The sequence below is a fragment of the Planosporangium thailandense genome, from assembly GCF_011947195.1.
Lineage (GTDB): Bacteria > Actinomycetota > Actinomycetes > Mycobacteriales > Micromonosporaceae > Planosporangium > Planosporangium thailandense.
Genome location: NZ_JAATVY010000034.1, coordinates 36,579 through 56,289 on the forward strand (window position 1 = coordinate 36,579; position 19,711 = coordinate 56,289).

At 68.1% G+C, this 19,711-nt stretch carries 19 protein-coding genes and 1 pseudogene; 11 read left to right on the top strand and 9 right to left on the bottom strand.

Annotation, left to right across the window (positions count from 1 at the left end; genetic code table 11):
- Positions 1 to 2: 2 nt before the first annotated feature.
- The 4 genes from HC031_RS34925 to HC031_RS28735 form a co-directional block, all read right to left on the bottom strand.
- Positions 3 to 302, bottom strand: a complete 300-nt coding sequence (locus HC031_RS34925; protein WP_420813694.1) for a transposase — start codon at positions 300 to 302, stop codon at positions 3 to 5.
- Position 303: 1 nt separating this feature from the next.
- Complete coding sequence (locus tag HC031_RS32690) at positions 304 to 546, bottom strand: hypothetical protein (protein ID WP_205863365.1); 243 nt, start codon at positions 544 to 546, stop codon at positions 304 to 306.
- 307 nt (positions 547 to 853) lie between these two features.
- Positions 854 to 2,092, bottom strand: coding sequence for an MFS transporter (locus HC031_RS28730; RefSeq protein ID WP_167928581.1), 1,239 nt, complete (start codon positions 2,090 to 2,092; stop codon positions 854 to 856).
- Positions 2,093 to 2,213: 121 nt separating this feature from the next.
- Positions 2,214 to 2,594 (bottom strand): nuclear transport factor 2 family protein, encoded by a 381-nt coding sequence (locus HC031_RS28735; RefSeq protein WP_167928582.1) that lies wholly within the window; start codon positions 2,592 to 2,594, stop codon positions 2,214 to 2,216.
- Positions 2,595 to 3,093: 499 nt separating this feature from the next.
- Here HC031_RS28735 and HC031_RS28740 point away from each other — a divergent pair, with 499 nt between their 5' ends.
- Genes HC031_RS28740 through HC031_RS28755 form a run of 4 tightly spaced genes read left to right on the top strand, consistent with a single transcriptional unit; the run spans position 3,094 to position 6,005 of the window.
- Positions 3,094 to 4,011 carry an NADP-dependent oxidoreductase gene (locus HC031_RS28740; RefSeq protein WP_167928583.1) on the top strand — a complete coding sequence of 306 codons (918 nt, stop codon included), beginning with the start codon at positions 3,094 to 3,096 and terminating at the stop codon, positions 4,009 to 4,011.
- Between the two features lie 48 nt (positions 4,012 to 4,059).
- Positions 4,060 to 4,518 carry a GNAT family N-acetyltransferase gene (locus HC031_RS28745; RefSeq protein ID WP_167928584.1) on the top strand — a complete coding sequence of 153 codons (459 nt, stop codon included), beginning with the start codon at positions 4,060 to 4,062 and terminating at the stop codon, positions 4,516 to 4,518.
- A 36-nt stretch (positions 4,519 to 4,554) separates the two neighbouring features.
- Positions 4,555 to 5,031: a GNAT family N-acetyltransferase gene (locus tag HC031_RS28750; RefSeq protein ID WP_167928585.1), complete on the top strand. Its 477-nt coding sequence runs from the start codon at positions 4,555 to 4,557 to the stop codon at positions 5,029 to 5,031.
- Positions 5,032 to 5,060: 29 nt separating this feature from the next.
- A complete protein-coding gene (locus HC031_RS28755) occupies positions 5,061 to 6,005 on the top strand; it encodes an NADP-dependent oxidoreductase (protein WP_167928586.1) in 945 nt (314 codons plus the stop codon).
- A gap of 192 nt (positions 6,006 to 6,197) precedes the next feature.
- Here HC031_RS28755 and HC031_RS34930 read toward each other — a convergent pair.
- A pseudogene (locus HC031_RS34930) lies at positions 6,198 to 6,530 on the bottom strand (transposase); the annotation flags it as partial.
- Between the two features lie 342 nt (positions 6,531 to 6,872).
- On the opposite strand from HC031_RS34930, the gene HC031_RS28760 reads away from it, so the two are divergent.
- A complete protein-coding gene (locus HC031_RS28760; protein WP_167928587.1) occupies positions 6,873 to 7,529 on the top strand; it encodes a TetR/AcrR family transcriptional regulator in 657 nt (218 codons plus the stop codon).
- 252 nt (positions 7,530 to 7,781) lie between these two features.
- Here the strand turns inward: HC031_RS28760 and pdxR are convergent, their stop codons facing one another.
- Positions 7,782 to 9,209: a MocR-like pyridoxine biosynthesis transcription factor PdxR gene (gene pdxR / locus HC031_RS28765; protein WP_167928588.1), complete on the bottom strand. Its 1,428-nt coding sequence runs from the start codon at positions 9,207 to 9,209 to the stop codon at positions 7,782 to 7,784.
- A gap of 151 nt (positions 9,210 to 9,360) precedes the next feature.
- Here pdxR and HC031_RS28770 point away from each other — a divergent pair, with 151 nt between their 5' ends.
- The 3 genes from HC031_RS28770 (at position 9,361) to HC031_RS28780 (ending at position 11,555) form a co-directional block, all read left to right on the top strand.
- Entirely contained in the window at positions 9,361 to 10,272 is a 912-nt protein-coding gene (locus HC031_RS28770) for an alcohol dehydrogenase catalytic domain-containing protein (protein WP_167928589.1), read from the top strand.
- Between the two features lie 96 nt (positions 10,273 to 10,368).
- Entirely contained in the window at positions 10,369 to 11,166 is a 798-nt protein-coding gene (locus HC031_RS34595) for a pyridoxamine 5'-phosphate oxidase family protein (RefSeq protein WP_205863366.1), read from the top strand.
- A 164-nt stretch (positions 11,167 to 11,330) separates the two neighbouring features.
- Positions 11,331 to 11,555 (top strand): hypothetical protein, encoded by a 225-nt coding sequence (locus HC031_RS28780; protein ID WP_167928590.1) that lies wholly within the window; start codon positions 11,331 to 11,333, stop codon positions 11,553 to 11,555.
- Positions 11,556 to 11,728: 173 nt separating this feature from the next.
- Here HC031_RS28780 and HC031_RS28785 read toward each other — a convergent pair whose 3' ends face one another.
- Complete coding sequence (locus HC031_RS28785) at positions 11,729 to 13,555, bottom strand: right-handed parallel beta-helix repeat-containing protein (protein ID WP_240943156.1); 1,827 nt, start codon at positions 13,553 to 13,555, stop codon at positions 11,729 to 11,731.
- Positions 13,556 to 14,158: 603 nt separating this feature from the next.
- Between HC031_RS28785 and zwf the strand changes: the two genes are divergently transcribed.
- The 3 genes from zwf to HC031_RS32700 are packed head-to-tail and all read left to right on the top strand — an operon-like array spanning position 14,159 to position 17,038.
- Positions 14,159 to 15,658 carry a glucose-6-phosphate dehydrogenase gene (zwf, locus tag HC031_RS28790; protein WP_167928591.1) on the top strand — a complete coding sequence of 500 codons (1,500 nt, stop codon included), beginning with the start codon at positions 14,159 to 14,161 and terminating at the stop codon, positions 15,656 to 15,658.
- The gene (locus HC031_RS28795) at positions 15,655 to 16,065 is read left to right on the top strand and encodes an HAD family hydrolase (protein WP_205863367.1); all 411 of its coding nucleotides are present in this window, start codon (positions 15,655 to 15,657) and stop codon (positions 16,063 to 16,065) included. The genes zwf and HC031_RS28795 overlap by 4 nt, the downstream gene beginning before the upstream one ends.
- A complete protein-coding gene (locus HC031_RS32700) occupies positions 16,034 to 17,038 on the top strand; it encodes an FAD-dependent oxidoreductase (protein WP_205863368.1) in 1,005 nt (334 codons plus the stop codon). The genes HC031_RS28795 and HC031_RS32700 overlap by 32 nt, the downstream gene beginning before the upstream one ends.
- A 100-nt stretch (positions 17,039 to 17,138) precedes the next feature.
- Here HC031_RS32700 and HC031_RS28805 read toward each other — a convergent pair whose 3' ends face one another.
- Entirely contained in the window at positions 17,139 to 19,106 is a 1,968-nt protein-coding gene (locus tag HC031_RS28805; RefSeq protein WP_167928592.1) for a heavy-metal-associated domain-containing protein, read from the bottom strand.
- A 55-nt stretch (positions 19,107 to 19,161) separates the two neighbouring features.
- Positions 19,162 to 19,711 (bottom strand): glycosyl hydrolase family 65 domain-containing protein (locus HC031_RS28810; RefSeq protein WP_277349832.1); only part of this gene is annotated, 550 nt, incomplete at its 5' end.

Genomic DNA, 19,711 nt, shown 5'->3' on the forward strand with positions numbered 1-19,711 from the left:
CCTCACCGCCTTTGCGTCTTTAACCATCTGCTGTAGACCAGGTCGGACAGTCGCCGTTTCAGGGCTCGCATGGCCTCCATCGACGTCTTGCCGGCGGCGAGTTTGCGCCGGTAGTAGCGACGTCCTTCGGTGTCGTGGCGGAGTTGGACGACGGCCATGATGTGCAGGACCCGGTTGATGCGCCGGTTGCCGGCACGCGACAGTCGGTGCCGGGTGTGGTCGCCAGAGGAGGTGTCCAGCGGTGCGGTGCCGTTCCACGAGGCGAAGTGCCCGCGGCTGGCGAAGCGGGCGATGTCGACGATGTCACCGAGCGGCGCCGGACGGGCCGATGCCGTGCAGCTGTTGCAGGCTGCTGCCGGCGGCGGCGGCGACCAGCTCGGTCAGTTGCCGGTCGGCGTCGGCGGTGAATACCGCGTCGAAGACCGCCGTGAACTCCGTGTCCCGGTCGCGGAGCAGGAATCGCAGGTCCTCTACCCGCTGGTCGAGGTCTACCAGCAGATTCCGCACCTGCTGGGCTATCCAGGCGCCGGTCGGATGCGCCGTCACCCCGACGACATGGACCCCCGCGGGTGGCGATCTCGACGAAGAACAGGATGTAGATCCGCTGGAGGAACACTGTGTCGACGGTGAAGAAGTCGCACGCCAGGATCGTGCGCGCTTGGGCGGTCATGAACTGTTTCCAGGTCGGCCCGGACCGCCTCGGAGCCGGGTCGACCCCGGCGTCGTGAAGGATCTTCCACACGGTGCCCGCCGCGATCCGGTAGCCGAGGCCGATCAGTTCACCCTGGACACGTGCGGACGAGTGAGGGCGGCGCGCCGCTCAGCGTCGAGGGTGTCATCGCGGCGAGGCTCGTCATGCTCGCCCTTCGACCTGGCTGAGCGTGCCGGCGTTCGGGTTACGCGCAGCGATGGCAGTGAACAGGGTGGCGATCAGGGCAAGTACGCCGTATCCGAGCGCGATCTGCGGTAGCGAGAAGGTGCGGGAAAGCTGACCGGAGATGAGGCTGGGGAAGGTGGCACCGCTGTAGCTGAGGAGATAGACGACGGCGAAGATAGGTGCCCGGTCGGCCAGGGAGCTGCCATACAGTAGGCCGCGTGTGGCGGCACTGATGGCGATACCCTGCGCGGCCCCCGCGACGATAGTTGCGACGATGAACAACGGCAATGTACCGGTGGCGATCGCAGCGATGATACCGATCCATCCAACCAGGAAGGCGATCATGCCGATACGCTGCGCGGCCGCGGGCGAGAGCCGACCGCCAAGTGGGGCGCCCAGCGCGCTGGGGCCCATGTAGGCGGCGAACACCAGTCCAAGAACGAGCGAGCTGTTGGTGTGAAGTTGATCTTCGACCAGGGCGGGCACGAAGGCCTGGTAGAAGGCCCCGGTCGCCCAGGTGCCTAGCAACACCGCGGCTGCGACGGGGAGCAGATGCCTGACTCGGACCGGCACGCGAACGCTAGGGCGCAATGACCGCCAACCGCCCGGCGAGGGGGTCGCGGTCTCCGGGCTGATGGCGACGAGTGCGGCGGACAGCAGGAGCAGGCCAATGACGACCAGGTAGATGAGGTCACGAGGCCACGGGCCGAACTGAACCAAGGCACCGGACGCGATGGCGCCCACAGCGAGACCGAGCATGACCGTTTGGCTGGAAGCGACCGACGCCAGCCAGGTCGGCCTGGACGGCGCGGCGTCGACAATGTAGGCGGTGAGACTACTGCTGGCGAGCCCGGCGCCGAGGCCCATCAGAAGTCGACCAGCGATCAGGATGCCTATGTCGTGCACGCTCAAGAGCAGCAGACAACCGAGTACGAGCAGTCCGAGGCTGGCGATCGCGGTAGGCCGTCGACCCACGTGATTGGACAGTCGCCCCAGCACCAGCAGTGTGCCGAGAGTAGCGGCGGAGTAGGCGACGACGGTCAGCGAGATGCCGGCGTTGGTGAACCCTTCCTGGGCCCGGTAGATGTTGAACAGCGGGATCGTTGAGCCCGCCGCGGCGAACACGGCGATCAGGGAGACCACCCCGGATATGAATGCCAGCCGGAGCGGTCTGCCCTGACGAACCTGATTGAGCGCTGGGGCCACGGTGTGCATCAAGCCGTGCCTTTCTCTTGTTCTGAACCAGGCCGGCGGCTCTGGAAGTTTCGAGGGGCGTGCGTCCACGTAGCCGCACACCGCATGGCCCTCGCATGTGTCTGACCGCGTTCTGGGGGCGTTAGGCGCCCGGAGCGATCGCACAGGCTGCGACGCAGAGCCACATGCCCCCACGCTTCTGGTACACGTCGGTGTACAAGGCTTCCTGCACCGAGCCATCGGCGATCATGGTGTAGCTGCCGCGACCGTGGATCAGCGCAACGTCGCCGAGGATCCGGATATTGACGTCGAGGAGGGTCAGATCCTTGAAGGGGCGCGGCTTTGCGATGTACTCCAGGTACTCGTCGCGATTGCGGGTGACACCCGGAGTCTGCACGATGAAGTCTTCAGCGAGCAGCTCGCGGAACCGCTCGGCATCGCTGGCCTGGTCCGCCTGGTTGTAGGCGAGGTTGAGCTGCTTGAGGATCGCCAGATCTTCGGCGGACTGCTTGGTGTCGTTCATTTTCCTCCTTCGTCGCGCCGCACGTGCAATTCGCGGGGTGCGCTGAACTTCTGTCGTGGGGGTTCAGCATCCGCGCAGACGCTCTGCGGCTGATGGCATCTGCGCGCTCCGTCCGCGAGGCGCGGGCGTGGTAATCCCATGAGCTCGGTCGATCCTTCAACCTTGACCAGATGGGACGATTTAGTCCAGCCTAGAATACTGCGTCACCGTTCAGCAAGCGTGCCGTCTTGGCCACGACCAGCCCGATGCTGCGATCCGATCGGACAAATGCTAGGTCAGTGTTGGTCTGATGACCTGACTCACTCGCGTGCGCGACCACCCGCAGCAGGCTTCGCCAGTGCAACCGAACTTGCATGACTGGACTGTAGCGTCCTGTTCTCGGGTAGAGTCTATCAGCGTCTCGAAGACTTCTTCGAGATCACGCGGTCCGCTAGGTCGTCCAGATTTGGCTGGGCGGTATACGCCGCGCAGGCAAGCACAGGACACAGGGAGATGCCCAATGAAGGCCATTGTGGTGACGGATCAGGCTGCAGGAACGACCGGGATGACGCTGGTAGAGCGTCCGCAGCCGGAGGCTGCTAGTAACGATGTCCTCGTTGAGGTATATGCGTCGGGATTCACGCCCGGCGAGCTGACGTGGCCCGGGACCTGGGCCGATCGCGCCGGGCGGGACCGTACGCCGTCGATCCCTGGTCACGAGGTGGCGGGTGTGGTCAGCGCTCTCGGCTATGGCACGCGCGGGCTGTCAGTAGGCCAGCGGGTGATCGGTCTCGCGGACTGGACGCGTGACGGCACGCTGGCGGAGTACGTGGCCGTGGAGGCGCGTAACCTCGCACCTCTGCCGGGCGATATCGACTTCACGGTGGGCGCGAGCCTGCCGATCTCGGGCCTGACCGCGTGGCAAGGGCTGTTCGTTCACGGCCGCTTCCAGGCGGGGCAGAGTGTCCTCGTGCACGGCGCGGCTGGTGGCGTGGGCTCGATGGTGACGCAGCTCGCCCGTGAGGCCGGCGCCCACGTCATCGGAACCGGACGTGCCGCCGACCGGCAGGACGCGCTCGACTTCGACGCCCACGAGTTCGTCGACCTCGACAACGACTCGCTGGAAGACGCCGGCGGAGTCGACCTGGTATTCGACGCGATCGGCGGCGACATCGGGAAGCGATCGGCGGCATTGGTCCGAGCTGGAGGGATGCTGGTGACCATCGCCGGGCCGCCCGAGGCGCAGCCGACGGACGGTCTCGCCGTTGATTTCGTGGTCGAGGCCGATCGCACGCAGCTGGGTGAGATCGTCCAGCGCGTCCGGGATGGTCGGCTACGGACGAACATTGGCCAGGTCGCGGACCTCGACGACGCCGTTGCCGCATTCAACCCGACTGAGCGGGTCAAGGGGAAGACGATCATCCGCGTACGTCCGTGAGGACAAAGAACACGCCCTGACGAACAATTTGCGAAGGAACTCACCCTGATGACAGAACCCATCGAGCCGACCCGCTACGCCTTCGAGTACCCCGACGAGGCCGGATACCCGGACGGGACAGGCACGCTCAGTCAGGACCAGGCCATCCTCATCGACGAGGTGATCGATGATCCCCATGCCCCAGCGTTCGACTTCTATGTCGTCAACGATGAGGCGACCGGCATCTACGAGGCCATCGTCGGCGACACCCGGATTGCCGGCTTGCCCTACAACGTCGCCGGCGCTGATCGACTCGTGCTGCTGGCCACTTCCGTGCTCCCCGAGTTCCGCGGGCAGGGCGTCGCTACCGAGCTGATCCGACGTGTTCTCGATGACGTGCGCACACAAGGGAAGACGGTCACCGCCATGTGCCCGATTGTCCGGACCTTTATCGAACGCAACCCTGAGTACGTCGATCTCATCGACCCGGAGCACCCCGGCAGGACTAAGAGTTCGCACCGCGCCTGAACCAACCCTCCAGCTCCCCTACCAGAAGGTACGACAGTGACAACGACAGTCGAGGCCGAAGCGGCCAACCGTGAAGAGAGCAACGCCGAACTCATCGCTGCTCTGAATAAGGAGATCGCCAGCGAGGTGGCATCCAGCTGGGAGTTCGATGTCATCAACGATGCGGAGCGCGGCCGATGGATCGCCGCTCTTGGCGCAGAACCGATCGGTGAACTCACCTATCGGTTCGTCGGAGGCCGTGTCGTTCTGCTCTCGACCTGGGTCAACCACGCCTACCGCAAGCAACAGGTAGCGACAGAACTCGTCGCTCGCGTACTGGATGAGATCCGCGCAACCGGGAAGAACATCACCATCATTTGCCCGGTCATCGGTGAGTTCATCGCCCGCAACCCGGAATACCTCGATCTCATCGACAAAGTGCATCCAGGCTCCGGCGCGTATCCCCACCACGACTCGACGGTCGCCCAGCACGACGAGCATCAGATCGGCACCTTCGAGCACGACCTGGCCTGAAAGAGGAACTATTATAGAGAGGCATTCAGATGAAAGCGATCGTGGTGACGGACCGGGCTGCCGGGACAGCCGGGATGAGGTTGGTGGAACGGCCCGACCCTGACACGGCGCGACTCGCAAGTCTTGAGGGCGCCAACTACGGCGATGTCGTCGTTGAAGTTCATGCATCGGGGTTCACCGGGGATGAGCTCGACTGGCCTTCGACCTGGGTCGATCGCCTCGGGCGTGACCGAACGCCGACGATTCCCGGCCACGAAGTGGCCGGTGTGGTCACCGCGCTCAGCTATGGCGCCGCTGGCTTGTCGGTGGGTCAGCGGGTGTTCGGCCTGACGGACTGGACCCGCGACGGCACTCTGGCGGAGTACACGGTGGTCGAGGCGCGCAACCTCGCGCCGTTGCCGGGAGACGTTGACTTCACGGTCGGCGCAGGCGTCGCGATGACAGGCCTGACGGCGTGGCAGGGGCTGTTCGAGCATGGTCACCTCCTCGCAGGACAGAGCGTCCTCGTGCACGGTGCGGCCGGAGGAGTCGGATCGATGGCGGCACAGCTCGCCCGCGAGGCCGGCGCCTACGTCATCGGTACTGGACGCGCCGCTCACCGTCAGACCGCGCTCGACTTCGGTGTGCAGGAGTTCGTCGATCTTGGGAACGACACGCTGGAAGACATCGGCGGCGTCGATCTGGTGTTCGATGTCTTCGGCGGCGACATCGGAAGACGGTCCGCGGGTCTCGTCCGAGCAGGAGGAAAGCTGGTATCGGTCGCCGGCCCGCCCGAGGCACAGCCAAAGGGCGGCCTAGCGCTCGATTTCGTCGTCGTGTCCGATCGCGCGCAGCTCGGTGAGATCGCGCAACGGGTCCGTCACGGACAGCTGCGGACGCACATCGGCCAGGTCGCCAGCCTCAACGATGCCGTTGCTGCCCTCAACCCGGCCGAACCGATTAGCGGGAAGACCGTCATCCGCGTTCGTCCGTGAGAGACGAGAGATAACCAGCTCGCGCCGAGCCCATTTGTCCGACTGCTCCTTTGTTCCGCAGCCGTGCAAATGGGCTCGGAATCCTGAAGGGTGCAGCTCGACGGATCGATGATGCGAACCGCGGCTCCGGCGATGATCAGGCAGTACGAGCCGTCCCGGTAACGCCGCAAATGTCGGGGGCTTACGGTTGCTGCTCAGGCGTACCAGGAAGTGCGCGTCGGTACCTGCGAGGCCGGCGAGGAACGTGTTGCTGTCGAAGCCGCGATCAAGCAACACGATCACCCCGGCGTGCAGACTGCGCAGCAGCCGGCGGGCCCGGATCGTCTCACCCCGGCTCTTCGGCCCGAAGACCGCGTCGATGACCGCCCGGGACCGCAGGCGACCAGGGCCACCAGCCGGATCTGCGGGTATCCGGCCTGGCCGTGTTGGCTGCGGCCCCAACCCAGGCGCGCCACGGTGCCCGGACAGTCGGGCACGTCCAGCACGGTGGCATCGATCGCGGTCACCAGCAGGCCACGCCACCACGCCCCGGCGGATTCCCTCTTGTTGTTTGATGGCCGCAGCCGGGTTCAACTGCGGGTGATACGTGTGACGTGCAGACGCATGACAACGAGCGTTGACACACGTTGACCTCCGGCGCGCAGCTCACGACGCATCGCCGAGCAACCCCTGATTGCCACAGCGAGGACCAAATGGTCCCGGAAAGACTCGCCTATCGCTGATCTCGCGGACCTAGCACCCGTTGAATCAAGCTGGCGGCGCATGCGTTCGTCCTGCACCACCACGCGAATGCGACATAACGCCGGATGGACTCCAAGGCCCCATCCTCCGTGGATCATCTGGCGCACCGCTGGATACACTTGACCCATGGCCGACGAGCAGGTGGCTGCGCCGTCGAAGCAGCGGAGGATCACTCAACGGGGCATCGCGACGCGAGAGCGGATCCTCGAGGCGGCGAACCGGCTGATGTCCGTGCGCGGAGTGACCGCGACGACCCTTGACGACGTCCGCGAGGCAAGCCAGACGAGCAAGTCTCAGCTTTACCACCACTTCGCCGACAAGCAGGAGCTCGTGCGCGCGTTGGTCAAATATCGAGGCGCGCTTGTGCTTCAGCGCGAGCGCGGAGGGCTCGAACGACTGAGATCGTTCTCAGGGCTGGTCCGGTGGCGTAATGCGCTGGTCCAGGCCAACTCGCTGAACAACGGCAAATACGGGTGCGGCCTCGGGTCGATGGCTGTCGAGCTGTCCGATCACGATGAGCAGGCTCGATCGATGCTGTCGGAGACGTTTGCGGCATGGGAAAAGCTGATCAGTGATGGTCTGCACCGGATGCGGGACAGCGGTGCACTGCGCAAGGACGCCGACCCGGAGAAGTTGGCCACGGGGTTGATGGCAGCTTTGCAAGGCGGCTACTTGCTGGCGAACGCCGCGCACAACGTCGCGCCCATGGAAGTTGCTCTGGACATGGCGCTGGAACACATCAAATCGTTCCTCGTGGAGTCGTCCGGCGAACCGACCCGCTAATCGAGCCCATTTCATTGTGATCGGGCGGGTCACGGCGGGTGCGAACAGGCCTGAGATCGATGAGGGCGAGGCTCCAGGTGAGACAGTAGTCGAACCAAGATCCGTCGGCCTTGAAGTCACCGGCGGTGATCGCCCGGAAGCCGTACCACGCCCCCACCGGAGGGCCACATAAGACCGCTACGGCTGAGCTGACCGGCACCGTTGCCGGCGTACAGGTACATGTTGCCGGAGAAGACGGCGGCGACGTCGGCCTCAGGGGCGGTCCGCACTGTCGAGCACCGCGCACAACCGCTCGAGCGCTCCTGCGAAGGCGTGCTCGGGCGGTGTGCCGTAACCGACGACGAGCGCCGGACCCGTGCCGCTGCCGAACAACGCCATCCCGGACAGCGCCAGCCCCTGTCGTTCCGCGCGGGCGACCAGCTCGGCCTCGCCCGGCCCGTCCGCGGGCAGTTCCAGGACCGCGTGCAGCCCGGCGGCGATCCCGGACACCCGCACGCGCGGGGCACGCTGGGCCACCGCCGTGACCAGCCGGTCCCGGCGCCGCCGGTAGCGGGCGCGCATCCGCCGCACATGCCGGTCGTACGCACCCGAGACGATCAGCTCGGCGAGGGTCAACTGGTCGAGGACGGGTGAATGGCGATCGGCGAGCTGCTTCTCGCGTACGACCGGTTCCAGCAGGCGGGGTGGCAGCACCAGCCAGCCCAGCCGCAGTCCCGGCGCCAGGCTCTTGCTCGCAGTGCCCGCATAGACCACGTGGTTTGGAGCGAGGCCCTGTACCGCGCCCACCGGCTGCCGGTCGTAGCGGAACTCGCCGTCGTAGTCGTCCTCCACGATCACCGCGCCGTGCTCGCGGGCCCACATCACGGCGGCCGTGCGCCGCGCGGGCGGCATTGCCGTACCGGTCGGGAACTGGTGCGATGGCGTCAGCAGCAGCGCGTCCTCACCCGCCAGCCGGTCGACGCGGGCGCCGCCAGCGTCGAGCGGCAGTCGTACGGTCTCCAGCCCGGCGTTGCGCAGGATCGTCCGGGTGTTGGGGAAACCGAGTGCTTCCACCGCGATCCGCCGCCCCCCGATCCCGTACAGTGCCCGCCCCAGCAGCCCGATGGCCTGGACGAATCCCGAGCACACCACGATCAGCCCCGGTTCGGTGCGCACCCCGCGCACCCGCGCCAGGTACTCGGCCAGCGCCTCGCGCAGCTCCGGCCGCCCGCGAGGATCGGTGTAGCCGAGGGCGTCGCGGGGCGCGACTGCCAGCGCCCGGCGGCTCGCGGCAAGCCAGGCGTCGATCGGGAACGACGACAGATCCGGCGAGCCGGGCCGCAGGTCGTACGGGTAGCTCTGGCCGTAATCCGACTCCACGAGCCCCGTCGGTGCACTGACCACGGGAGCGGCCAAGGGGGGCGTCGGCTCGGCGAACGTCCCCCGCGCCACCCGGGTCCCCGACCCCTGACGCGCCGTCAACCAGCCTTCGGCGACCAGTTGCCCGTACGCGTCGGCGACCGTGTTCCGCGCGACCCCCAGATCCTGCGCGAGCACCCGCGACGACGGCAGCCGGGTGCCCGGTGCCAGCCGCCCGTCCCGTACCGCCTGGCGCAGCGCCTGTTCGAGACCGGCCCGTACGCCTCCACCCGAACCGAGGTCAAGGTGCAGATCTAGTCCGTGATTGGCCCACTGAGTCACTCTTCAAGTGGACCACATGTCCGGGCCACTGCCTGCATAGGCTCGACAGTGTGAAAGCTGAGACCACGAACGACGCCCTGTCGGCGTGCTCCCGGCGTCAGGGATTCCGGCCTGCACCTGCCGGTCGGCCGGACCGAGCGAAAGGGTAATCGTGAAAGCGTGCGGAGTGTCCGGGGCGGGTGGGGACGTCGTCCTGCTGGAGCTGCCCGACCCACCGTCTCCCGGTCCCGGTCAGATCCTGGTGGCGGTCGAGGCGGCCGGGGTCGGACCGTGGGATCGGCTGCTCAACGGCGCCGGCTGGGACGTGGGGCTGCGCCCCCCGGCGGCGCTCGGTGTGGAGGGCGCGGGCCGGGTGCTGGCGGTCGGTGCCGATGTCGATGAGTTCGCTGTCGGCGACCGGGTCCTCGCGCACGAGGCCCCGCTGCCCGGTGGGAGCGGCTTCTGGGCCGAACGTGTCCTGCTCACCGCGGCGCATGCGGCGGCTTGCCCGCCCGGGCTGGATCCTGTGGACGCGGCGGCACTGCCGGTCAACGGCCTCACCGCGTGGCAGGCCCTGGAGATGCTGGGACTTGGTCCAGGGCAGCGGCTCCTGGTCACCAACGGAGGCGGGGCGACCGGTTCCCTGGCCGTTCAACTCGCCGCGGCCGTGGGCGTCGAGGTGACCGCGACCGCGTCCGCTTCTGCCGCCGACCGCGTACGCGGCCTGGGAGCGGTGGAGGTCGTCGACTACCACGACCCGAACTGGCCGAATCAGGTACGCGGAGGGTTCGACGGTGCGCTGATCGCCGCCGTCGGGACGGCGGTGGCGGCCCTGCCCCTGGTGCGCGACGGCGGCCAGCTGTGCTCGCTGACCTCGGACGCGCCTCCGGAGGAGCGGGGCATCACCAGCACGGACCTGTACGTGCGGCCCGATGCCGCGCAGCTGGCCCGGCTGGCGGAACAGCTCGGCGAAGGGACGCTGCGGCTGGCGCCGGAACCGCTGCCACTGCGCGAGGGGCCGGCCGCTTTCACCCGCGTGTCCGCCGGACGGGCCGGCGGCAGGAAGATCGTGCTCATCCCCTGAGCGCGTCCGCGACCGGGCACCGTCCGATCCTGATGCTGGATCACGGGGCACGCCGGACACGGACACGGGCACGGCCACGCGCCCGTGCCCGTGTCCGTGTCCGGCGAGACGCAACAGGTGATTGCGCTGATTCGCGGCGGCACCGCACGCAGAACCGCGCGGGAGGGTGTCGACCCGGTGGCGGGGCTTGATTTCCGGAACGCGTTCCCGAAACCGGCCACCTGGACGGATGTGATCGATCACCGACCGCGGTGCCAGCAGATGAGGGTCATCCAACACGATCGAGAAGCCCGCCCAACGGCGCAGAGAGGCGGCAAGGCCTTCAGCGGATCCTGTCATCCGCTCGTCATACCGCGCATTCGAAACAGGCTGCGTCGTCACAGCTCAGGAGGCCGAGGGCACGCAGACACGGCATGGAAAGGCTGGCAAGCAATGGGAATCATCACTCAGGACATGCGGGAGATCGTCGCCAGTGCCAAGCTGGCGTTCGTTGCGACGGTCTGCGAGGACGGTTCCCCGAACCTCTCTCCGAAAGGGTCCTTGCTCGTCTACGACGACGATCACCTGGTGTTCATGAACATGGCCTCACCCACGACGGTGGCGAACCTGCGGCGCGTCCCCCGGCTTGAGGTGAATGTGGTCGATCTCGTCCGCAGGCGCGGCTACCGCTTCAAGGGAACCGCCGCGATCCGCGGCGCTGGCGACCCCGTGTACGAGTGGTCCCGCCGGTGGGTGCTGGATACCCACGGCCCCGACATTCCATGTCACGAGGCGGTGCTGATCCGGGTGGACCGGGCACTGCCGGTGGATTCTCCTGCCTACACGTTCGGGCACGCGAATGAGGAAGACCTGAAGCGGGCGTGGGCCGCCACCTACGGTTTGACAAACGCGTAGCGACAGCACCGGGCCGTCCCACGGCCTCCGCCGCACACGTCGACGCCACCGGCCCAGCCACCCGGAATCGTTGCACTTGCCGAAAACCACGTCCAGGAGCTATGACCTGCCGGTTCTCGGATACGGCTGAAGACTGCGAGCCGGGTCCGCCAGGATGGTCGATCGTGCTGCTGCGACTGCCCAACCTGGCGCTCACGAACGCGTTCGCGCTCATCTGGCTGCTGCCGTTGCGCGATTCGGATAAGGACGTCGGGATTCTGATGCTGCGTCACCAGCTCGCCCTCGTGCAGCGCCAGACCGACAAGCCCCGTCTCACCCCGCCCGACCGGGCATTCCTCGCCGCCCTGCTCCACCGACTCCCCCGGCACGGCTGCGGCAACTGCACCTGATCGTCTCCCCCGACACCGTCCTGTGCTGGCATCGTCCTGCGCTGGCACCGTCCTGTGCTGGCATCGCGACCCGCTCCGCCGCCAGCACGCCAAGCTGTCCGCCCGAAACGGGCCGGTCGGCCGCCCACCGTTCGCGGCCGTCGCCGAGTGGCCGTCCGGGAAGCCGTGCGACATCAGGATTGTTCGCCTGGGCATTTGTCGAGGCCGAGGTTGTGGTACCAGCAACCCCCGGAGGGCGCCGTGTCGAAGTGGGTGGCCGCGACGGCGTTGCCTTCCAGGTCGTTGTCGTGCACCCGTCCGGACTGGCAGGTGCCGGTTTGGGTGATCCGCAGGCCGTGGGTCTGGGTCTGGTGTGGCTGACTGTCACAGATCAGATTGTCGTGGATGGTGGGACGGTGGGTGGCAGCGGCCAGCGTGATGCCGGCTCTGGCGGCTGGCGAGTCGGGCAGCCGGTAAGACGCGCCCGGCGGTGGGGTGCCTTCGGACCAGGCGGTCAGCGCGCCGGGGCGGCGCGGCGCAAAAGTGAGTTCGTTGGGCGTGTTTCCCATGACGATGGCCTGTTGCCCGCCGGCGGTGATCCACTTGCCGCGATGCCCATCCGGTGCCCACTCCGCGGCGGTGTCGATCAGGGTCCGTTCGGTATAGGAGACGGTTGCCCCACCGCCGGAACAGCCGGGCTCCATCCGCCGGCCGTTGTTGCGCACCCGGTTTCCCGCTACGACGGGGTCGGACAGCGCGGAATCGATGTAGATGCCGCAGACTGCGTTGTCCCAGAACTCGTTGCCGTCGATGATTATGTCAGCGGCAGGCTCCTGGTCGCCACCGGCGAGGTTGTGCTGCCAGTACCCGAAGCGGCCGTTGCGGCTGATCCGGTTGCCGGAGACGGTGTAGGGGCCCGGGGTGTTCCCGATGCCGACCCCGTCCCAGATGTTCTCCTCGATGATGCAGCCGGTCAGGATGCCCCCGCGCCCAGCGACCGACGTGGTGCCCAGCGACGAGACGTCGTAGCCGGCCTGGTGGTTGCCGATGAGGGTGCAGCCGGCGACGACGAGCCCGTCAGTGCCCCAGTCGGAGATGCCGAACCGGTTGGCCTCTGAGTGGCAGCCGATGACACGGATGCCACGTGGCGGCGTCCAGTCCTGCTTCTGCAGCTCGAAGAAGATCCCGTTGGTGCCGTTGCGGTACGTGGTGCAGGCGGTGACCGTGCACCGCTCGACAGCTCCCCAGCCGCCGACACCGATACCGATGCCGGCGCCGCCCATCCACTCCCCGTTCTCCAGCCGCCCGCAGTGCACGATCAGCAGGTTGTCCACGAACGTGTCCTGGAGGAAGTCGCAGCCGAAGCCGGTGGCCGGGGTGTCGTGGATGTACAGGTCGTGGAAGCGGCCCCGCAGCACGTACTGCAGCCCGAGCCCCTTGGCGAGCACATCGTAGGAGGGCACGATGACGCCGGAGCCGTCGATCTCGAAGTGCGCGAAGGTGCAGTCCGCAATGTGGTTTTCCCGGCCGGCGCCATGCTGCAGCGCTGTGAAGAAAGCCAGCGGCGTCGGGGACGTCTCATTTCCCGGGTTGGACAGGGCGAACCGGGTGGCGGCCGCGCCCGCCCCGATCAGCGAGACGCCGCTCCGCCACACTGTGCCCTCGTCCCGGATCGAGTACACCCCAGCCGGGCAGTAGATGGTTCGCGGCTGGCCGTCACGCGCGTAGGCCGCTCCCAGCTCGTCTACCAGCGCCTGCAGGGCGGGCTGGTCGTTGGTGATCCCATCACCGGTAAGCCCATGGCCGCGGGCGTTGTAGACGAATGGGTCCGCCGCCGCGGCGCCGGCGACCACCGTCGCCTTGGCGTCCTGTCCCCGGTTGCTGCCATAGGGTTCGGCAGCACCGGCAGCTGGTGCCTGGCGCGCGTCGACTGCGCGTGGGTTCGTAGTAGTGCGATCAGGTTCAGTCCCGGCCCGGGCATCCGGACGCATGTCTTCAGGCGGACACATGTGCTCTCCCATCTGCGAAGCCGACTGGCGCTGGCGGCAGTCACGCCTGCTGAGGACAATGATCTTTGACGTAGGCGCGTGTCTACCGGGCGCTTCCGGCCCTGCATCCACCGCGAGGAGGTCGTGGGCTCCCGGATAGCACGTTCCGTCAGTCGAAACATTGGTGGGCGACTGCCATCGAAGCGCCGACCGACGGTGGACCAGTCGGCCTTTTGTATCTGGCTTCCCGTTGGGTAAGAGGGAAAACTGCTCTGACGCACGCGGTGGACCAGCTCGCCGGTTCCCGTATCCGGATTGCGTCAGAAGGACTGAGTGTGTGGCGTCGGTCGCGGCCGTTGGAGCGACCGCTCCGGCCGGGAGCGATCACCGTTAGCCCAGCGACGGTACTGCCGAAACAAGACTGACGACCATCCGGCCTGGCTGGCCGGGCTGGACGTGTGGTCGCGCTGGAACTGATTCAGCCGGCCTGGAGCGGGGCTAGCGCCGGCAACAGGTACGCCACGGTCGAAGCCGGTACCAAGGCGGGGCCCTCCACCGGTGCGCCATCGGTGTACGACCCGCAGCGCCGGGTAACGAACTCGGGTAGTGCCCAGACGGCTGGAGTGATCAGAGATCATGAGCGTACGGCCGGAAGCACGCAGCTCGGGGACCGGGACAGCCGCCACGCTGCAGCGCCCGGAGCGGCGCGAGAGCACAGTACCTGCCGAGGACCACGTGATCGTGCTGTTCGGCGCGACCGGGGATCTCGCCAAACGGATGTTGCTCCCCGGGCTGTTCCATCTGGCAAGAGCGGGCCTGCTGCCGGCCAGGAACCGGATCGTCGGCGCGTCCCTGTCCGTGCTGACCGACGACGAGTTCCGCCGGCACGCAAAGGAAGCCGTGGCCGAGTTCGGGCTGGCGGAGCCGACCGGCGAGGCATGGCAGGAGTTCGCCAACTCGCTGTCCTACAGCCCCGTCACGCCGACAGACCCGCGACCACTGGTCGACGCGGTGGCCGCGGCCGAGAAGACGCTCGGCGGTCGTCCACGGCGGCTGTACCACCTGGCTGTACCGCCAGCGGCCTTCACGCCCACGATCGACATGCTCGCCGATACCGGTCTGGCCAGAGACGCCCACATCATCGTCGAAAAGCCGTTCGGCACGGATCTCACATCGGCCCGCGCGCTCAACGAGACCATCCATGCCGCCTTCGACGAGTCCCAGGTGTTCCGGATCGACCATTTCCTCGGCAAGGAGTCGGTCGACAACATCCTCGCCCTCCGGTTCGCGAACGGACTGTTCGAGCCGATCTGGAACCGGGACCACATCAGCCACGTACAGATCGACGTTCCGGAGACGATCGGGATCGAGGGCCGCGCCGCGTTCTTCGAACCGACCGGCACGTTCCGGGACATGATCGTCACGCATCTGTTCCAGGTGCTGGGTTTCGTGGCCATGGAGCCGCCCACCTCCCTGGCGGCGAAACACTTGCGGGACGAGAAGACCAAGGTCTTCGAGGCGATCCCGTCGCTGGACCCCACCCGCGTGGTTCGCGGCCAGTACCACGGGTACCGCGACGAGCCCGGCGTCGATCCTCAGTCGCAGACCGAGACGTTCATCGCCGCGCGCGTCGAGGTGGACAACTGGCGCTGGTCGGGGGTGCCGTTCTACCTGCGCTCCGGCAAATCGCTAGGGCAGAAGCGACGGGTGGTCACGCTCGGGTTCAAAGAGCCGTCCCTGCGGATGTTCGCGTTGGATCCGGATAACCCGACCGTGCAGCCCAGCAACAAGCTGGTGATCGACTTCGACGATCCGGGCTGGATCAGGGCTCACTTCCTGGCCAAGGAGCCCGGTGCCGCCATGCGTCTCGGCGAGGCGACGATGACGTTCCGGTACGCCGACTCGTTCTGCGTCCAGCACCAGCTGGCAGGCTACGAACGGCTCATCCTCGACGCGATGTTGGGCGACCAGTCGCTGTTCACCCGCGCCGACGGTATCGAGCGGCTCTGGGAGGTCTCCACCCCGCTGCTGGAGGATCCGCCGCCGGTGGAGCAGTACACCCCCGGGTCGTGGGGTCCGGACTCCGTCGACCGACTCATCTCACCACACCATTGGTACCTGCCAGAAAGCCCATGACACCGCCCATCCGCCTGATGGTCGCCGACGTCGACGGGACACTGGTGACCCACGACAAGGTCCTCACCGACCGCGCCGTCGGGGCGGTACGCGCGTTGCACGCCGCCGACATCCTGTTCGCCATCACCAGCGGCCGGCCGCCGCGCGGCATGTCCATGCTGATCGAGCCGCTGCAACTCGGTACCCCGATCGCCGCGTTCAAACGGCGGCCCTTCGTCAACCCCGGCCTGTCCGTGATCGAGCAGCACACCATCCCGAGCCCGGTGGTCACCCCGGCGATCGCGCTGCTGGAGTCGTCGGACTGGACGTCTGGCTGTACCGCGGCGCCGGCTGGTTCGTCCGCGACCCGAACGGGCCGCACGTGGACCGCGAAGCGTGGACCGTACAGTTCCCACCGACGCTGGTGAAGGACTACGGCGATCTCACCTGGCCGGCCCCCTGCGGGCCGAGGTGACCACCCCGGACGACGGCACCCGGACGCTACGTGCCCGGCACGCCGTTGTCGTCGCCACCGGCAGCGACCCCGCGATCCCCGGCGTGCCCGGACTGCGGGAGGCGCGCCCGTGGAGCAACCGGGAGGCCACCAGCGTCCAGCAGGTGCCCAAGCGGCTGGTCGTGATCGGCGCCGGGCCGGTGGCCTGCGAGATGTCCCAGGCACTGCACTCCCTCGGCGCTGCAGCGACGACGATGCTCGTGCGCCGCGACCGCCTGCTCAACCGGGTCGAGCCGTTCGCCGGCGAGATGGTAGCGGCGTCGTTCCAGCAGTCCGGCATCGACGTGCGCTTCGGTCGCCAGGCCGCGCGGGTCGAACGGGCGGTGCCCGGCGGCCGTGCGGCGTTTGTCGTGCGTTCGGATCGGGTAGCGCGGGCCGTGTCAATTGTGTTCGGATCCCCGCACGACCTGTGGTGGGTCGTGGTCAAGACCCTGCTGCTTTACGCCACCGCCGTGATCTGCTTCCGCGTCGGTGAACGGCGTACCCTGGCCGAGATGTCGGCGTTCGACTTCATCGCGGCCGTAGCCGCCGGAGCCATCGTCGGTCGGGTGCCTAATGCGCATGATGCTGGCTACCTGGCCGGCGCGGCGACCCTGCTGACGGTCCTCCTCGCCCACCGGCTCACCGCCCGGCTGCGCTTCCGGCCGCTGTTCGCCCGACTGATCGACCACCCGCCGCGACTGCTGGTCGCCGAGGGCAAGGTCCTCGACGGCGAGCTTCGCCGCAGCGGCCTGACCCGCCAGGACCTGTACGGCCTGCTGAGACAGCACGGCGTTGACGAGCTCTCCTCGGTGCGATTCGTGGTGTTCGAACAACGGGGCCAGGTATCGGTCGTGCGGCGCGGCGCCGTCACCACCGATACCGAGCTCCTGCGCGACCTTTTGTGAGTCCGCCGGGAGCACCAGGTCCGCCCTTGCCGAGCGGCGAATCACGACCCTGCCAACAGTTGAGCACTCTGCTGACCGTGACTCGGTTATCGCCGACGGACTACGTCCGACCCGATCTCATTGGTGTGGGCACCGCGGCGGGCGCGCTGTGCCGGACGGTGGCCGGCAGCGACGTGCCATGGGCCCGGGGGCGTGGTGTCGTATCAACGTTCCACACGTGCCACGGTGCCTCGTCGGTCGGGATCGGATACGGGCGCTTGTCGACCGATCTGGCCGACAACGCTCCCATCACCATTCCCACGACGGCGGCGCCGTTGACCGCGATCCGGGCCCGTACGAACGCTCCGGTCCTGGGCCCGGGCAGTGCGAGGAGCGCGGCGGCGACCGAACCACACAGCGCGATGAGGGCGCCACGGCGGGAGACGGCGCGGGCCATCTCCACCGAGTTCAGTACTCGACACGCGGGTTGGAGGCCGGGACCGCACAGCAGGTCGGCGGCCCAGGGCACCGAACCGGTCTGGTACAGGACGCCGATCCCGGCGTCGGCTGCGGTCAGGGCGGCGCTTCCGGCGCGGGCCACCAGCGCGACCACCCGGCCCTGCTGCTGCATGGTGCGGATCTCGCCGGCCAGGCGGGTGCCGTTCGGCACCACCATGTCGGCGGAAAAACTCTCACCCAGTCCACTGCCAACGCCGGCCACGACGAGGGCGCCGACCGAACGGGCCGACGCCACCAGGTCCGCCGCGTGCGGTGCGAGTTCGGGTACGGCGACGCCGACCGCGACCAGGTTCCGGCCCCGGGTCAGGCCGAGTGTGACGCCTCCGGCGGTACGCAGTCGGTCCGCCACCGCTCTTACCGCCGGCTGGCGGCTTGACGCGACCTTGCTCAGCGGGCCGAGCGTCCAGCCGTTGCGGGCGGTGACTTTCTCCGGGTCACAAGCATCCATCAGCCCTGCCACGCGCGCCCGCAGGCTGCTTTTCTCCGCGGCCGGGAGGTTGGAGTCCACCCCGTCCACTCGGCCGATAGTGAAGCGGCCGGTGGTCAGGACACGGGAGTCGATGACGACGGTGTCGAGGCGGTCGAGCCGGCGCAGCACCGTGGCGTCGAGCGGGACGACGCGGCGGGCGCACAGTGCGCGTCCGAGCCGGGCGGCGAACACCTCCCGGCTCAGCCGCGCCGCCTTGGGGGTGGCGACGGCGAGGACGGTCCGTGCCAGGTGACGGTCTCTGACGAGCGCGGCCACGCCGGTCGCCGCAGCCAGAGCCAGGAAGGAGGCCCGGTCGGCGTAGCGCTCGACCGGACCGTGCGGCAGTGGTACGGGCCGTGGCGGCACATGAACCGGCTGCATGCACTCGCCGGTCCGGTTGGTGCACAGTTCGGGCTCCAGGTGCTGCCAGGCGGTCCGGCGGGCGCTGGTCTCGGAGACGAGTATGGCGTGGACGGCGGCGTCGGTCAGCAGACCGATCGGTAATCCGGGCGTCAGGCCCTGGGCGAGCGCGTGGGTCACGGCGAGCACGAGGTCGGTCGCGGCGCGGCCCAACCGTTGGCTCAGCTCGTGTCGCAACCGGGGCGTGGCCTCGACCAGGGCGAGGACGGACAGCAGGTCGGATGGCCACGTGCGGCGGCCGAGTGCCGGCCGCACCGCAGCCAGCGCCAGCGCGACCGTGTCGCCGACCAGGGTGACCAGAAGCTGGCGCAGCGGCTCGACGTCGGCGGGGTGGTCGGGGCGGTCCCTCGGGAAGGCCTCAGCGTGCAGGTCGTGCGCCTCCTCCACGTCCTCGACCGCGTCGACCAGGTCGTCGAGGCCGACCTGACCGCTGTCGAAGGCCACCACCACCCGTCCGAGAACGGCATTGACCTCCGCGGCGTCGACGCCGACGATGCGTTCGAGGCGATTCTCCAGGCGTCTGGCGATGAACTCGCTGCCGGGCCGGTGGATGCCGCGCACCTCGATGTGGGCGCGGCCATTACCCACCCAGCTGCGCCGGGCCATCCGGCGACCCGGTGTCGGCAGCGACCGTGCAGCGGCGGCCGGCAGCCGGCCGAGCGTTGTCAGCAGCGTGTTCATGCCTGTCATCCGCCAGCGGCGTCCGTACGGTCCATATGCGGCGAGGGAGCGGATGCTACGCGGAGCCGGGCCGATGCCGGACCGGTTCGCGGCCTGGCGGTTGGCTCGGGCGTGGACCGGGCTCGACCGGCGGGATCGGAAATGTCGCCGGCTGGCCGGCGGCCAGTGTGAAGGCCCGACCGTGGTGGGCCAGCTCGAGAGTCTTGCCGCTCTTCAGGCTGTACGTCGCCTCGGCGCGGGTGACGTTGACGCACAGCCGCTGTCCGTGGCACAGCACGCTGAACGTGAGGCGGGTCAAAGGTTCGGGCAGCCGCGGTGCGAACGTCAGCGATCCGCCGCTGTCGCGCATGCCGCCGAACGCGGCCACCAGCGCGATCCACGCGCCGGCCAGGGAGGCGATGTGCAATCCGTCGCCGGTGTTGTGTTCGAGGTCGTCGAGGTCCATCCGCGCCGCTTCGCCCAGGTAGTCGTATGCGAGGTCGAGCTGGCCGACCTCGGCGGCCATCACCGACTGGACGCACGCCGACAGCGACGAGTCGCGTACGGTCAGCGGCTCGTAGTACGCGAAGTCCCGGGCTTTCTCGCCCGGCGTGAACGCGTCGCCG